This is a genomic window from Streptomyces sp. NPDC101178 (assembly GCF_044767965.1).
Lineage (GTDB): Bacteria > Actinomycetota > Actinomycetes > Streptomycetales > Streptomycetaceae > Streptomyces.
Genome location: NZ_JBIWOZ010000004.1, coordinates 679,561 through 692,923, shown reverse-complemented (window position 1 = coordinate 692,923; position 13,363 = coordinate 679,561). Strand labels below are relative to the sequence as shown.

The following is a 13,363-nucleotide window of genomic DNA, read 5'->3' as shown; positions in this document are numbered from 1 at the left end:
TCCTGACGAGCGGGACGCAGACGCCGAACTGTGGTCCATTTCCGGACGTCGTCACTCCTCGCGCACGCTCCACAGCGGTGCGTGCGAAAACTGGCGAGTGTATTCCCCTTCTCGGGCTCCCGCAGGGGGTTGGGTGAATATGCCGATCCCCTGTTCTGATCTGGCTAAGCTCACGCGCAGTGAAGTCGAGTTGATGCGAATTCGAGCACTTGTTCCTGAGTCTCCGCTCACGTGCGTATACATCCCGGAATCAACCGCCAGAGGGTTTAGATGGTCCGTGTTGAATCACCGCCGACCGACAGAGCAGTTCCCGTCGTCCGCGTAGTCCTGCCGCCCGTGGTCCTGCTGGCCGGCGCCACCGCCGCGGGCGCGGCCCTGGTGGTCCCGGCCGCGCGGATACCAGTCGCCGTGTGCGGCGCGATCACCACGCTGGTGGTCGCCGTGCTCACCGCGGCGCTGCACCGCCGCAGGCGCGCCATGGCCGCCCAGCGCGCGGAGTACGAGCAGCGCATCGCCTACCTGGAACACCGCATCCTCAGCCATGACTCCGAGACCGTACGGCTCACCAAGGAGGTCATGCCCGCCGCCATCCGGCGTCTGCGGGTGGGCAATTCGCCCGAGGAGGTCATGCGCGACATCGTCGACGCGGATGTGGCCAACCGGCATCTGCCCAAGGCGCTGCGCGAGCAGATCTACCAGGTCCTCGAAGTCATCGACAACGAGGAGGCCCGGCGTGACTCCGCCCAGCGCGCCTTCGTCAGCGTGGCCCGCCGCGTCCAGGCGATCGTGCACCGCCAGGCCAGTGAGCTCCGTGAGATGGAGGACCACTACGGGCGCAACCCCGAGGTCTTCGACGACCTGCTGCGCATCGACCACGGCACCGCGCTGATCGGCCGGCTCGCCGACTCCATCGCCGTCCTCGGCGGTGCCCGGCCCAGCCGCCAGTGGCCCAAGCCCGTACCGCTGTTCAGCGTCCTGCGCGGCGCGATGTCCCGGATCCTGGAGTACCAGCGCGTCGATCTGCACTCGATCGCCAAGGTCGCCATCGTCGGCACCTCGGTCGAACCGCTCATCCACGCCTGCGCCGAACTCCTCGACAACGCGACCCGCTACTCGCCGCCGCAGACCCGGGTGCACGTCACCGCGGTCGAGGTGCAGACCGGCATCGCCATCGAGATCGAGGACGGCGGCGTCAGCCTCAGCGAGGAGGCCCGCGCCCGGGCCGAGAACATGCTCGCCCAGGCCCAGGCCGGCATCAACATGAACGACCTCGGCGAGTCCCCGCGGCTCGGCATGGCCGTCGTCGGACGCCTCTCGCGGATGTACCAGCTCCAGGTGTCGCTGCGTCAGTCGGCGTACGGCGGTGTGCGCGCGGTCCTCATCGTGCCGCGCGACATGATCACCACCGGCCCGGCACCCGGCATCGCCCACGGCATCGGCGCCACCTCGCGGCCCACCAGCTCGCTGGACATGTCGCAGCTCCAGCACGTGGTGCCGCCGCCCGGCAAGCGCAAGCCCAAGCCCAAGCCCGCCGCCACCGGCCCGGTGCCCTCCGTGGCCGCACCGGTCCCCACCGGCACCCCCGTGGCCGCCGCCCGCCCGGCCGCGCCCGCACCGGCCATGGAGGACGACGTCCCGGTGGTCACCGAGTGGACCGAGAACGGACTGCCGCAGCGCCGCAGCCGGGGCCGCGCCCCGCTCGGCTCGCACAACCTGCCGCAGCAGCCCGCGCCCCCCGCCCCCGTCAACGGCCAACTGCCGGGCCGGGGCGGACACCCGGACGGCGGCTACGGCGGATCTGCCGGACACGGCGGTTCCGGTGGCTCCGGCGGTTCCGGTGGCGAGAAGCCGCCCGGCCTCTGGCTGGAGGCCTTCACCAAGGCCGTCAACGGCGTACCGCAGGAACCGAAGCACGGCGAAGACTCCGACGACGCGTGGGACAAGGGAGACCTGAAGTGATCCAGCAGCGGGGAAACATGGACTGGATGCTCAAGGAGCTGGCCGACGACGTGCCGAGCATCCACCAGATCGTGGTGCTCTCCTCCGACGGGCTGCGCATCGCCATGCACGGCGGCGATCCGGACGTCGCCGACCGGCTGGCGGCCGCCTGTGCCGGGTTGCAGAGCCTGGCCGCCGCGGTGGCCACCGAGATCCCGTACAGCGACGGGCTGATGAAGCTCGTCGTCATCGAGGTCACCGGCGGGTTCTTCTACCTGATGGCCGCCGGGACCGGCGCGTATCTCGCCGTGCTGGCCGGTGAGACCGTGGACGCCGGCCTGGTCGGAGCCCGTATGCGGGACATGGTTGTGCGGATCGGCGCCCACCTGACCAGTCCGCCCCGCCACGGCGGGCAGTCCGGATGAGCGGACCCCGACGAGAACGCCGCACCACCGATCCGGCGCTCAGCGACCCGGAACGGCTGTACGTGATCACCGGCGATCTCGACGACAGCGAGCGCGCCGCGCTCGACCTGGTCACGATGGTCGTCGCGCAGGCCGAGCCCTCGCCGACGTTCCAGCCGGAGCAGGCCGCGATCCTGCGGCTCTGCCAGGCCCCGTTATCGGTCGCCGAGATCTCCGCCTACCTCAGCCTGCCGTTCAGCGTGGTCACCTCGCTCCTGAGCGATCTCCTCGCGACCGAACTCATCGAGTCGCGTGCGCCGATCGTCCGCGCCACACTCCCCGACAGGTCCCTTCTCGAAGCGGTGATGCATGGACTTCAGAAGCTCTGACACGATCACCGGACCCCGCACCGAGGACGTCCTTCCGACCACGGCCACCGCTGCGGTGAAGGTCGTGATCGTCGGCGGGTTCGGGGTCGGCAAGACGACCATGGTCGGCTCGGTCAGCGAGATCCGGCCCCTGACGACCGAAGAGACCATGACCCAGGCCGGCGTCGGCGTGGACGACAACGCCGGGGTCGAGACGAAGACCGCCACCACCGTGGCGATGGACTTCGGCCGGATCAGCCTCAGCGAGGAGCTGATCCTCTATCTGTTCGGCACGCCCGGCCAGGAGCGGTTCTGGTTCCTGTGGAACGGCCTCTTCGAAGGAGCCCTCGGCGCGGTCGTCCTCATCGACACGAGACGGCTCGAAGTCAGCTTCGACGTCATCGGCCGGCTGGAGGAGCGCGGAGTGCCGTTCGTGGTGGCCGTCAACACCTTCCCCGACGCACCGCACCACCCGGTCGAGGCCCTGCGCAGAGCGCTCGACCTGCCGGACGAGGTCCCGATGATCGACTGCGACGCCCGGCTGCGGGCCTCCAGCCGCGATGTGCTGATGACCCTGATGCGCTATCTGCACAGCCTGGCGGTCCCGCTGGCCTGACGGCTCCGGCCGGTCGGCGCCGGGACGGTTTCCAGGCCGCCCCGGCGCCGGGGCCGCGCGCCGTTCCCCCGGCGCGCTGCCCGTACACCCCGTACAGCTCTTTCCCACCCCTGTCCGATCCATGGCCGTCCTGATCCCTGGAGCCACTGTGACCACCCCCTTCCACCACGAACCCGGCGCCGTCCCGCCGCCCCAGTGCCCGGCCCACAACCTCGGCACCGGCCCCGGCGGCCTGCGCCGGCTGTACGGCCCCGAGGCGGAGAACGACCCCGCCGGCCTCTACGACAAGCTCCGCGCCGAACACGGCACCGTCGCCCCGGTCCTCCTCCACGGCGACGTCCCCGCCTGGCTCGTCCTCGGCCACAGCGAGAACCTCCACCTCACCCGTACGCCGTCCCAGTTCTCCCGGGACTCCCGCCGCTGGCGGGCCCTCCAGGACGGCAGCGTCGCCCCGGACCACCCGCTCGCCCCGATCTTCACCTGGCAGCCCGTCTGCGTCTTCGCCGACGGCGCCAAGCACGAGCGGCAGCGCGGCGCGGTCACCGACAGCATGGAGCGCATCGACACCCGTGGCGTGCGCCGCCACATCAACCGCTTCAGCAACCGCCTGGTCAACGACTTCTCCGAGAAGGGCAGCGCCGACCTGGTCAGCCAGTTCGCGGACCATCTGCCGATGATGGTGATGTGCGCGATCTTCGGCATGCCCGAGGAGTACGACGAGCGGCTCGTCCAGGCCGCCCGCGACATGACCCGTGGCACCGAGACCGCCGTGGCCAGCAACGCCCACATCGTCGGCGTGCTGACCCGCCTGGTGGAGAGCCGCCGCGCCGCCCCGGCCCCCGACTTCGCCTCCTGGCTGGTCGAGCACCCCGCGACCATGACCGACATCGAGGTCGTCGAGCACCTGCGCCTCATCCTCATCGCGGCCTACGAGTCCACCGCCAACCTCATCGCCAACGTGCTGCGCATGGTCCTCACCGACCCGCGCTTCCGCGCCCGGCTCAGCGGCGGCCATATGACCGTGCCGGAGGCGGTGGAGCAGACCCTCTGGGACGAACCGCCGTTCACCGCCGTCTTCGGCCGCTGGGCGGTCGGCGACACCGAGCTCGGCGGCCAGCAGATCAAGGCGGGCGACGCACTGCTCGTCGGCATCGCCCCGGCCAACACCGACCCCACCGTCCGCCCGGACCTCACCGCCAACATGGAGGGCAACCGCGCCCACCTCGCGTTCAGCGGCGGCCCGCACGAGTGCCCCGGCCAGGACATCGGCCGGGCGATCGCGGACGTGGGCGTCGACGCGCTGCTGATGCGGCTGCCGGACCTGGAGCTCGGTGTGGAGGAGAGCGAGCTGCACCGGGTCGGCAACATCATGTCCCGCCACCTGGTGGAGCTGCCGGTGAAGTTCGCGCCCAGCCCGCAGCAGAAGCTGGACGCCGACCCGCTCTCGGTGATGGCCCGCGCGACCCGTCCGGCCGGCGACTGGGAGATCTCCTCCCCGGCCCGTCAGGTCCCCGAGCCCGCGCACTCGCCGGCCGGAACGCAGCCCGCCCACGCCCCGGGCGCGGCCCCGCAGCCCCGCCAGGCACCGGCGCCCGCCGAGCCGGCGCCGGGAGGTGCCGTGGTCCCCCAGCAGCGCCGCCCGGCCGCTCCCGCGCGGCTCTGGCAGGCCGTCTCCCGCTGGTGGAACGGCTACTGACCCGTTCCGGCGGTGGCACCGGGCCCGTACGACAGGCCCGAGGCTCCGGTGCCGCCGCCGACCTGCGCGGGGCGCACCCCCGTACCATCGAGCAGCGTGAAGCTGACAATTCTTGGCGGTGGCGGATTCCGGGTGCCTCTCGTGTACGGGGCCCTGCTCGGCGATCACGCCGAGGGCCGCGTCTCGCAGGTCACTCTGTACGACACCGACGCCGACCGGCTCACCGCCGTCGCCCGGGTCCTGGAGGAGCAGGCGCGGGGCATCCCGGACGCGCCCGCCGTCGTCGCCATCACCGAGCTGGACGAGGCGCTGCGCGGCGCCGACTTCGTCTTCTCCGCGATCCGCGTCGGCGGCCTCGCCGGACGGGCCGCCGACGAACGCGTCGCCCTGGACCTCGGCGTGCTCGGCCAGGAGACGGTCGGCGCCGGAGGCATCGCGTACGGACTGCGCACGGTCCCCGTAGCCGTGGACCTCGCCCGGCGCATCGCCCGGCTCGCCCCGCACGCCTGGACCATCAACTTCACCAACCCGGCCGGGCTGGTCACCGAGGCCATGTCCCGCCACCTCGGTGACCGGGTCATCGGCATCTGCGACTCACCGGTCGGGCTCGGCCGCCGCATCGCCCGGATCCTCGGCGCCGCCCCGGACCGGGCCTGGATCGACTACGCCGGGCTCAACCACCTCGGCTGGGTGCGCGGCCTGTACGTCGACGGGCGCGATGAACTGCCCCGGCTGCTGGCCGATCCGGAGCTGCTGGGCTCCTTCGAGGAGGGCCGGCTCTTCGGCCCGGAGCTGCTCCGGTCGCTCGGCGCGGTCCCCAACGAGTACCTGCACTACTACTACTTCAACCGCGAGACCGTCCGCTCCTACCAGGAGGCCGAGCAGACCCGGGGCGCCTTCCTCCGCGACCAGCAGGAGGGTTTCTACGCCCGGATGCGGGAGCCCGGCACACCTGCCCTCGCCACCTGGGACCGCACCCGTGCCGAGCGCGAGGCCACGTACATGGCGGAGAACCGGGACGTCGCCGGAGCGGGCGAGCGGGAGGAGAGCGACCTGGAGTCCGGCGGTTACGAACAGGTGGCCCTCGCGCTGATGCGGGCCATCGCCCGCAACGAACGCACCTCGCTGATCCTCAACGTCCGCAACCGCACGGCCCTTTCGGCCCTGGACGCCGAAGCCGTCGTGGAGGTGCCCTGCCTGGTCGACGCCAACGGCGCCCATCCGGTGGCCGTTTCGCCACTTCCGTACGACGCCGTCGGTCTCGTCACAGCGGTGAAGGCCGTGGAGCGTACGGTGCTGGAGGCGGCGGAGAGCGGATCGCGGGCGGCGGCGGTACGGGCCTTCGCGCTGCACCCGCTGGTCGACTCCGCGGCGGTGGCGGCGAAGCTGGTGGACGGCTACCTCGCGGCCCACCCGCAACTCGCCTATCTCGACCGGCCGTAGCGGGCCGGCTCAAGGGGCCGGGACGACACTCCTGGCCCAGGTCGGAGCCACCCCCGCCACCTGGCAGACCATCAGGAAGAGCGGAATGGGCGGGGTGTACGGGGTGAGGCCGTCCGGCGAGTGGATCAGGCGCGGCCGCACGGCGGGGACGTCGGCGCCCCGGGCGTACATCACCTGCTCCGGCCAGTCCAGATCCAGATCGGAACCGGCCGGGACGATCCACCACCAGCGGTCCGCGTCGGCGAACACACAGCCCGTACGCGGGAGATGGGACATCAGCCGGAATCCGTGCCGGGCGGGCACGCCGACCGCGTCGCACCCCAGGCTGGTCGACATCGCGGGCGGCAGCGACAACCGCACCCGCCCGCCCCGCGGTTCCTCGGCCGTCCGCGGCCGGTGCGCACCGCGCAGCCGGGACAGCGCGTTTTTCAGCATGGCTGCTCCACGCCGTGCGGCAGCTCCGCCCACACGATGCGCCCCGAGTCGTCCCCGGCGTCATGGGACCCCCACGAGCTGCTCATCGTGTCCACCAGCAGCAGCCCGCGCCCGTGCTCGTCGTCGGAACAGCGGCGCAGCCGGGGGCCGCCGGGCTGGTGGCCCTGGTCCTGGACGGCTATCCGCAGACGTCTGCCGAGACACCGCAGCTCGCACACCACCCGGGTGCTCGCGGTGTGCACGACCGCGTTGGTGACCAGCTCGGACACGATGAGCACGGCCGCGTCGTACACGTCGCCGCCCAGCTTCCAGCTCTCCAGCCGCGCCCGGGTCAGCTGTCGCGCACCGGCCACCGACTCCGGGTGCGCGGGCAGCGCGAAGCAGTAACGGAGCGCTTCCGTCCCGGGGCTGAGATCCATGAGCCGGGGGATGAGCGCACTGCCAGGTGCCACGACCGATTCCTCACAGTGGGGGCTGCGTCACGCCTCATTCCCCGGTGTGGTGAGGAGCGGGCATGACTGAGCGAACTGGTTCGATGGCCAACTCTCCCCCTGTCGAGGACACTTGGCAAGAGGCACTCTGAATATTTCAGAGTGCCTGTGTCGTTGGGGGCGCACGCGTGGCACACTGCTCGCAAAACAGCGCATGGGGAGGTCTCAAGTGAGCGAACCGCGGTCCGCCCCGACCGTGGGCCAGGTGGTGCTCGGCAAGCGGCTGCAGGATCTGCGGGAGCGCGTCGGCCTGACCCGCGACCAGGCGGCGAAGGTGCTCAGGGTCGCTCCCGCGACGATACGCCGGATGGAGACGGCCGAGGTCGGCCTCAAGATCCCCTACGTCCAGCTGCTGCTGAAGGCCTACGGCATCGCAGACGACGAGGCCGAGGCCTTCGTCGGCCTCGCCGAGGAGGCCAACAAGCCGGGCTGGTGGCAGCGGTTCCACGACGTGCTGCCGGACTGGTTCAGCATGTACGTCAGCCTGGAGGGAGCCGCGAGCCTCCTGCGCATGTACGAGCCGCACTTCGTGCCCGGCCTGCTCCAGACCGAGGAGTACGCACGCTCGGTGATGCGCACCGGAGCCGTCGGCCAGACCCGGCCCGAGGAGATCGAAGGCCATGTGGCCCTGCGCATGGAACGCCAGTCGCTGCTCACCAAGGACGACGCGCCGCGACTCTGGGTGATCATGGACGAGACCGTCCTGCGGCGGCCGGTGGGCGGCGCACAGGTGATGCGCGCCCAGATCGACAAGCTGCTCGAATCCGCCGAGCTGCCCCATGTCACCCTGCAGATGGCGGAGTTCGCGAGCGGTCACCACCCGGGCACCTACGGTCCGTTCGTCCTCTTCCGCTTCGCCATCCCCGAACTCCCGGACATGGTCTTCAGCGAGTACCTCACCGGAGCGGTCTACTTCGACGCCCGGCCCGAGGTTGCCTCGTACCTCGAAGTCATGGACCGCATGGCGGCTCAGGCCGCGACTGCACAACGCACGAAGGAAATCCTCCGGGACTTCCGCAAGGAGCTGTGATGAACCACATATACAACGGCATGCCGGCCGCCGACCTCGGCTCCGAAGGCTGGTACAAGCCCTGGAGCGGCGGCAACGGGGGCAACTGCATCGAGGCCATGAAGCTCGCCGACGGCCGGGTCGCGGTGCGCCAGTCCGCCGATCCGGACGGCCCCGCGCTCATCTACTCCAACGGCGAGATCGCCGCGTTCATCCAGGGCGCCAAGGCGGGCCAGGCGGACTTCCTTCTCACCTGACGCACCACCACTCATCCTGTCCGACCCCTATCCATGGAGTACGCCATGACCGGGCAAGACCCCCAGGCCATCGAGATCGACACGAGCAAGCCGCATCCCGCCCGGATGTACGACTGGTTCCTCGGCGGCAAGGACAATTACCCGGTCGACGAACAGATGGCGCGCCAGCTGCTCAAGCTGGACGCGCGGGGCCGGGACATGGCCCGCGTCAACCGGGCGTTCATGCACCGGGCCACCCGCTGGCTCGCCGAGAGGGGTGTGCGCCAGTTCCTGGACATCGGCACCGGCATACCCACCGAGCCGAACCTCCACCAGGTCGCGCAGCAGACCGCCCCCGACGCCCGGATCGTCTACTGCGACAACGACCCGATCGTCCTCGCCCACGCGGCGGCCCTGCTGCGCTCCACGCCCGAGGGCGCCACCGAGTACATCCAGGCCGACGCCCGCAAGCCCGAGGCGATCCTGGCCGAGGCCGGAAAGGTCCTGGACTTCGGGAAGCCGATCGCGCTCTCGCTGCTGGCGCTGCTGCACTTCATCGACGACGAGGACGGCGCTGCCGAGCTGGTCGACAAGCTGGTCGACCAGCTCCCGTCCGGCAGCTACCTGGTGCTCTCGCACACCACCGGCGACTTCAACCCGGAGGGCGCGGCCCAGGCGCGGGCCATGTACAAGGAGCGCGGGATGACCCTGCGCCCCCGCTCGCGCGCCGAGCTCACCGCCTTCTTCGACGGCCTGGAACTGGTCGAGCCGGGCGTCTGCCTCGCCGCCGACTGGCGTCCGGAGCTCGGCGAGGTCATCGACGTACCGGGTGACGAGCCGATCCCCGGTTACGCGGGAGTCGCGCGCAAGCCCTGACCCTCACCGGGTGGCCCGTCGTCGTGTCCACATGGCCCGGTACGGGTCGTGGGCGTCGCCCACGACCCCGTACCGGAGGGCTCGAAGAGCAGCAGGGCGGCACCGTCCGCCGAGCGCGGGCGGTGCCGGACGGAGCGCGGACCGCCGCCGGTTCGCGGCGGGGCGGTGAGCGGCGGGCTCCGCGGACGCCGCCGAACCCGGCCGGGTGACAATGGACCCATGTCACGACGCACCTCCCGCCCCCGGCAGCCCGCCACCCCGCGGGTACCGCGCACCACCCCCGCCTCGCCCTGCCCCTGCGGCCTGACCGCGACGTACGGGGAGTGCTGCGGCCGCTTCCATTCCGGCAGCTCCGCCGCTCCGACCTGCGAAGCCCTGATGCGCTCCCGGTACGCGGCGTTCGTCGTCCAGGACGCGGCGTACCTCCTGCGCACCTGGCACCCCGAGACCCGGCCGCCGGGTGTCGACTTCGACCCCGCGATGCGCTGGACGGGTCTGGAGATCCTGGACACCACCGAGGGCAGCGGCTTCCACACCACCGGGACCGTCACCTTCCGCGCCCACTACACCGACGACGGCCGCCCCGACTCGCTCCACGAACACAGCCGCTTCGTCCGCCACGAGGGTGCCTGGGTCTACGCGACGGCCGTCTTCGTCGACTGAGGACCGGGCGAGCAGACCGGGCGGGGCCTTCAGGCCGGCGCCCCCACCCGCGTGGACCCTCCCGGGTGCGGGGCCGGCGACAGCTCCTGCGCCAGGTCCTCCGCCAGGAGCCGTTTCGCGATCATGTCCACGGCGATGCGGAGCTGTCCGTCGTCGGGCCGGGCCCCGTCCTCCGCGAGCCGCTCGTTGAGCCAGCGGCCCCAGGCGTCGGAGATCACGTTCGCCTCGCGCCGGCCCGCCGCCGTATGCGAGAAGAGGCGGCCGTCCCCGGTCAGATAGCCCTCCTCGATCATCCGGTCGAAGACGGGCACCAGCACCTCCGGCGGCAGGCGGTGCCGGGCCGCGATCAGCCGCAGCCCCGCGTGGCCGACCATCCGGGTGAAGAGGTCCACCTGCATCACCGCCCACGCGCCCGCCATGTCCAGCCGGGTATCGGACTCCCTGATGATCCGCCGGGCCGTGTCCGGGCCGGCGCCGTGCAGGATCTGGGCCACCGCGATCTCCAGGAGCTTCTCCGAGTCGCCGCTGCCGGGCTGGGCGAAGCCGTCACCCATGTCCGTCGAGGCGAGCCGGGCCGAGTCGCGGAGCTTCACCTCCTTGAGGAACAGCGCGACGACGAAGCCGGTCAGCGCAACCGGGACCGTCCACAGGAACACGGTGTGCAGGGTCTGCGCGTACGCCTGGGCCAGCGGTTCCACCTGGGCGGCGGGCAGCGCGTGCAGGGCCTGCGGGCTCTCCGAGGCCCTCGCCAGGACCGCCGGGTCACCGCCCGCCGCCACCGCCTGGCCGACCCCGTCCCGGAGGTTGGGCGTCAGGGCGTTGGCGTAGATCGTCCCGAAGACCGCCGTGCCGAAGGCGCTGCCGAGCGTACGGAAGAACGTCACGCCCGAGGTCGCCGTGCCCAGGTCCGCGTAGTCGACGGTGTTCTGCACGGCGATCGTCAGCACCTGCATGGCCAGCCCGATACCGAGCCCCAGCACCACCATGTAGAGCGACTCCAGCCACACCCCGCTCTCCGGCCCCATCCGCGACAGCAGAAACAGCCCGGCCGCCATGATCAGCGTCCCGACGATCGGGAAGACGCGGTAGCGGCCGGTCCTGCTGACCACGGTCCCGCTGAAGATCGAGGCGACCAGCAGCGCGGCGACCAGCGGCAGGGTCCGCACGCCGGAGAGCGTCGCCGAGTCCCCGTCCACGTACTGGAGATAGGTCGGCAGGAAGATCATCGAGCCGAGCATCGCGAAACCCACGATGAAGCTGAGGATCGAGCAGACGGTGAACACCGGATTCCGGAACAGCCGCATCGGCAGCATCGGTTCCTTCGCCCGCGTCTCCACCAGGCAGAACAGCGTCAGGGCGATGATCCCGCCGATGAACAGCCCGATGATCGTGGGCGAGCCCCAGCCGTACTCGTTCCCGCCCCAGCTCGTCGCGAGGATCAGCGCGCTCGCGCCGACGGCGACCAGCGCGATGCCCGCGTAGTCGATGACCGGCCGTCCGGCGGCCTTCACCGACGGGATGTTGCGGGCGGCGGCGATCACCACCACGATCGCGATCGGCACGTTGACGTAGAAGGCCCAGCGCCAGGTCAGATGGTCGGTGAAGAGCCCGCCGAGCAGCGGTCCGATCACCGTCGAGATGCCGAAGACCGCTCCGATCGCGCCCTGGTACTTGCCGCGCTCGCGCAGCGGGATCACATCCGCGATCAGCGCCATCGACGTGACCATGAGGCCGCCGGCGCCGATGCCCTGCATCCCGCGCCAGATGATCAGCAGCAGCATGTCCGAGGCGAGACCGCAGAGGAACGAGCCGGTGATGAAGACGATCGCCGAAACCTGGAAGACCAGCTTCCGCCCGAACAGGTCACCGAACTTGCCGACCAGCACGGTGGCGACCGTCTCGGCGAGCAGATACGCGGTGACCACCCATGACATGTGCTCGGCCCCGCCCAGGTCCGAGACGATCGTCGGCAGGGCCGTGCCGACGATCGTCTGGTCCAGCGCAGCCAGCAGCATGCCGAGCACGATCGTGGCGAAGACGATGTTGCGCCGCCGCCGGTCGAGGACGGGCGGCGGCGCGGCGGCACTCTGCGCGGCGGGGGCTTGCTCGCTGGCAGTGGTCACCCCTGCACCCTCACACCGCGCTCCGCCGCCCGCATGCGGGGACCGTCCGGATGGGCGTCAGCCGATCAGCGAGGCGATCGACGCCTTCAGCCGCGCCACGAACGCCTCCCGGACCTCCTCGTCCACCCGGTCGAGCGAGAGGTACGGGTTGAGGTCCTCCAGCTCCACGAGGAGCAGCCCGCCCTCCTCCGTACGGCAGGCGTCGACCCGCTGGATGCCGTGACCGAGCGCGTTCCACGCGATGAACCGGCGGGCGAACGCCAGATCCCCGGCACTCGCCGCGTAGGGCTCCAGCACCCACCGCCGCTCCGGGTCCGGCGCGTACAGCGCGTACTGGAAGTCGTGGTCCACGAAGTAGAAGGACACCTCGTACCGGAAGCCGATCCGCGGCTGCACGAGCAGCACGCCCTCGTCCTCCCGCTCCAGCTCGGCCGCCGCCTCCGCCCCCGCGACGAACCGCAGCCCGACCGAGTCCGCCCCCAGCTTCGGCTTGACCGCGTACTCCCGCGCCTCGGGCAGCAGCCCCAGATCCGCCGCCCGGTCCACCGTCGGGATCACCGGGAACCCGGCCCGGCTCAGCTCCACCAGATACTCCTTGCCCGCCATGTCGCCGCGCCCGTCCAGCGGGTTGTAGACCGGCACCCCCGATTCCAGGGCGCGTGCGCGGAACGTGTCGTACGCCTCCCGGTAGTGCAGGACGGGACCGCTGTTGCGTACGAGGGCGAGGTCGAAGCGGTCCAGCAGCGCGGCCGCGTCCCGGGGGTGGCAGAGCGCGACGTCGAAGGCCTCGCGGAGCCGGGAGGCCAGGTGGATGTCCTCGTCGCAGTAGCGGCGGCCGCGCGCCTCGTACCCGAGATCGGTGACGAGGAGGAGGCAGGGGCGGTGGGCACCGGCGGGGGCGGTCATGGCTTCTCCGGGGTGAGCGCGGGGCGGGCGAGGGTGACTCCGCTTCCGCGCAGGATGCCGCACGGAGAGCCCGCGTGCCGAATTCCGGTCGTGCGGCGAGGCCGCCTCATCCCCTTTTGCGGTGAAGTCCTCCTCAGTCTCCTGAGCCGGTGGCGCCCG

14 protein-coding genes are annotated in these 13,363 nt (G+C 71.4%); 10 read left to right on the top strand and 4 right to left on the bottom strand.

Annotated elements, in window-relative coordinates:
- The first annotated feature begins 270 nt into the window (after positions 1 to 270).
- The 6 genes from ACIRR8_RS15395 to ACIRR8_RS15370 all read left to right on the top strand — a co-directional run bounded on the left by ACIRR8_RS15395 (position 271) and on the right by ACIRR8_RS15370 (position 6,465).
- Positions 271 to 1,959 (top strand): sensor histidine kinase, encoded by a 1,689-nt coding sequence (locus tag ACIRR8_RS15395; RefSeq protein ID WP_404064094.1) that lies wholly within the window; start codon positions 271 to 273, stop codon positions 1,957 to 1,959.
- On the top strand, positions 1,956 to 2,363 hold the full coding sequence (locus tag ACIRR8_RS15390) for a roadblock/LC7 domain-containing protein (protein WP_006128841.1): 408 nt from the start codon (positions 1,956 to 1,958) through the stop codon (positions 2,361 to 2,363). The genes ACIRR8_RS15395 and ACIRR8_RS15390 overlap by 4 nt, the downstream gene beginning before the upstream one ends.
- Positions 2,360 to 2,731 (top strand): DUF742 domain-containing protein, encoded by a 372-nt coding sequence (locus tag ACIRR8_RS15385; RefSeq protein WP_356752910.1) that lies wholly within the window; start codon positions 2,360 to 2,362, stop codon positions 2,729 to 2,731. The genes ACIRR8_RS15390 and ACIRR8_RS15385 overlap by 4 nt, the downstream gene beginning before the upstream one ends.
- Positions 2,712 to 3,326: an ATP/GTP-binding protein gene (locus ACIRR8_RS15380; protein WP_010058144.1), complete on the top strand. Its 615-nt coding sequence runs from the start codon at positions 2,712 to 2,714 to the stop codon at positions 3,324 to 3,326. Before ACIRR8_RS15385 ends, ACIRR8_RS15380 begins: the two co-directional genes overlap by 20 nt.
- A gap of 148 nt (positions 3,327 to 3,474) precedes the next feature.
- Entirely contained in the window at positions 3,475 to 5,022 is a 1,548-nt protein-coding gene (locus tag ACIRR8_RS15375) for a cytochrome P450 (RefSeq protein ID WP_404064089.1), read from the top strand.
- A gap of 96 nt (positions 5,023 to 5,118) precedes the next feature.
- Complete coding sequence (locus ACIRR8_RS15370) at positions 5,119 to 6,465, top strand: 6-phospho-beta-glucosidase (RefSeq protein WP_404064085.1); 1,347 nt, start codon at positions 5,119 to 5,121, stop codon at positions 6,463 to 6,465.
- A gap of 9 nt (positions 6,466 to 6,474) precedes the next feature.
- Here ACIRR8_RS15370 and ACIRR8_RS15365 read toward each other — a convergent pair whose 3' ends face one another.
- Together ACIRR8_RS15365 and ACIRR8_RS15360 are read right to left on the bottom strand one after the other, a co-directional pair.
- On the bottom strand, positions 6,475 to 6,900 hold the full coding sequence (locus tag ACIRR8_RS15365; protein WP_404064082.1) for a hypothetical protein: 426 nt from the start codon (positions 6,898 to 6,900) through the stop codon (positions 6,475 to 6,477).
- Positions 6,894 to 7,352, bottom strand: a complete 459-nt coding sequence (locus tag ACIRR8_RS15360; RefSeq protein WP_398811554.1) for an ATP-binding protein — start codon at positions 7,350 to 7,352, stop codon at positions 6,894 to 6,896. Before ACIRR8_RS15360 ends, ACIRR8_RS15365 begins: the two co-directional genes overlap by 7 nt.
- A 208-nt stretch (positions 7,353 to 7,560) precedes the next feature.
- On the opposite strand from ACIRR8_RS15360, the gene ACIRR8_RS15355 reads away from it, so the two are divergent.
- From ACIRR8_RS15355 to ACIRR8_RS15340, 4 genes are all read left to right on the top strand, one after another.
- Positions 7,561 to 8,421, top strand: coding sequence for a helix-turn-helix domain-containing protein (locus ACIRR8_RS15355; protein ID WP_404064079.1), 861 nt, complete (start codon positions 7,561 to 7,563; stop codon positions 8,419 to 8,421).
- Entirely contained in the window at positions 8,421 to 8,657 is a 237-nt protein-coding gene (locus ACIRR8_RS15350; protein WP_030573999.1) for a DUF397 domain-containing protein, read from the top strand. The genes ACIRR8_RS15355 and ACIRR8_RS15350 overlap by 1 nt, the downstream gene beginning before the upstream one ends.
- Before the next feature lie 45 nt (positions 8,658 to 8,702).
- Positions 8,703 to 9,512, top strand: a complete 810-nt coding sequence (locus ACIRR8_RS15345) for an SAM-dependent methyltransferase (protein WP_404064075.1) — start codon at positions 8,703 to 8,705, stop codon at positions 9,510 to 9,512.
- A 219-nt stretch (positions 9,513 to 9,731) separates the two neighbouring features.
- Positions 9,732 to 10,175, top strand: a complete 444-nt coding sequence (locus ACIRR8_RS15340; RefSeq protein WP_404064072.1) for a YchJ family protein — start codon at positions 9,732 to 9,734, stop codon at positions 10,173 to 10,175.
- Between the two features lie 29 nt (positions 10,176 to 10,204).
- On the opposite strand, the gene ACIRR8_RS15335 is transcribed toward ACIRR8_RS15340, so the two are convergent.
- Together ACIRR8_RS15335 and ACIRR8_RS15330 are read right to left on the bottom strand one after the other, a co-directional pair.
- Positions 10,205 to 12,298, bottom strand: coding sequence for an MDR family MFS transporter (locus ACIRR8_RS15335; RefSeq protein ID WP_404064069.1), 2,094 nt, complete (start codon positions 12,296 to 12,298; stop codon positions 10,205 to 10,207).
- A gap of 57 nt (positions 12,299 to 12,355) precedes the next feature.
- The gene (locus ACIRR8_RS15330) at positions 12,356 to 13,204 is read right to left on the bottom strand and encodes a hypothetical protein (protein WP_404064066.1); all 849 of its coding nucleotides are present in this window, start codon (positions 13,202 to 13,204) and stop codon (positions 12,356 to 12,358) included.
- Positions 13,205 to 13,363: the final 159 nt, after the last annotated feature.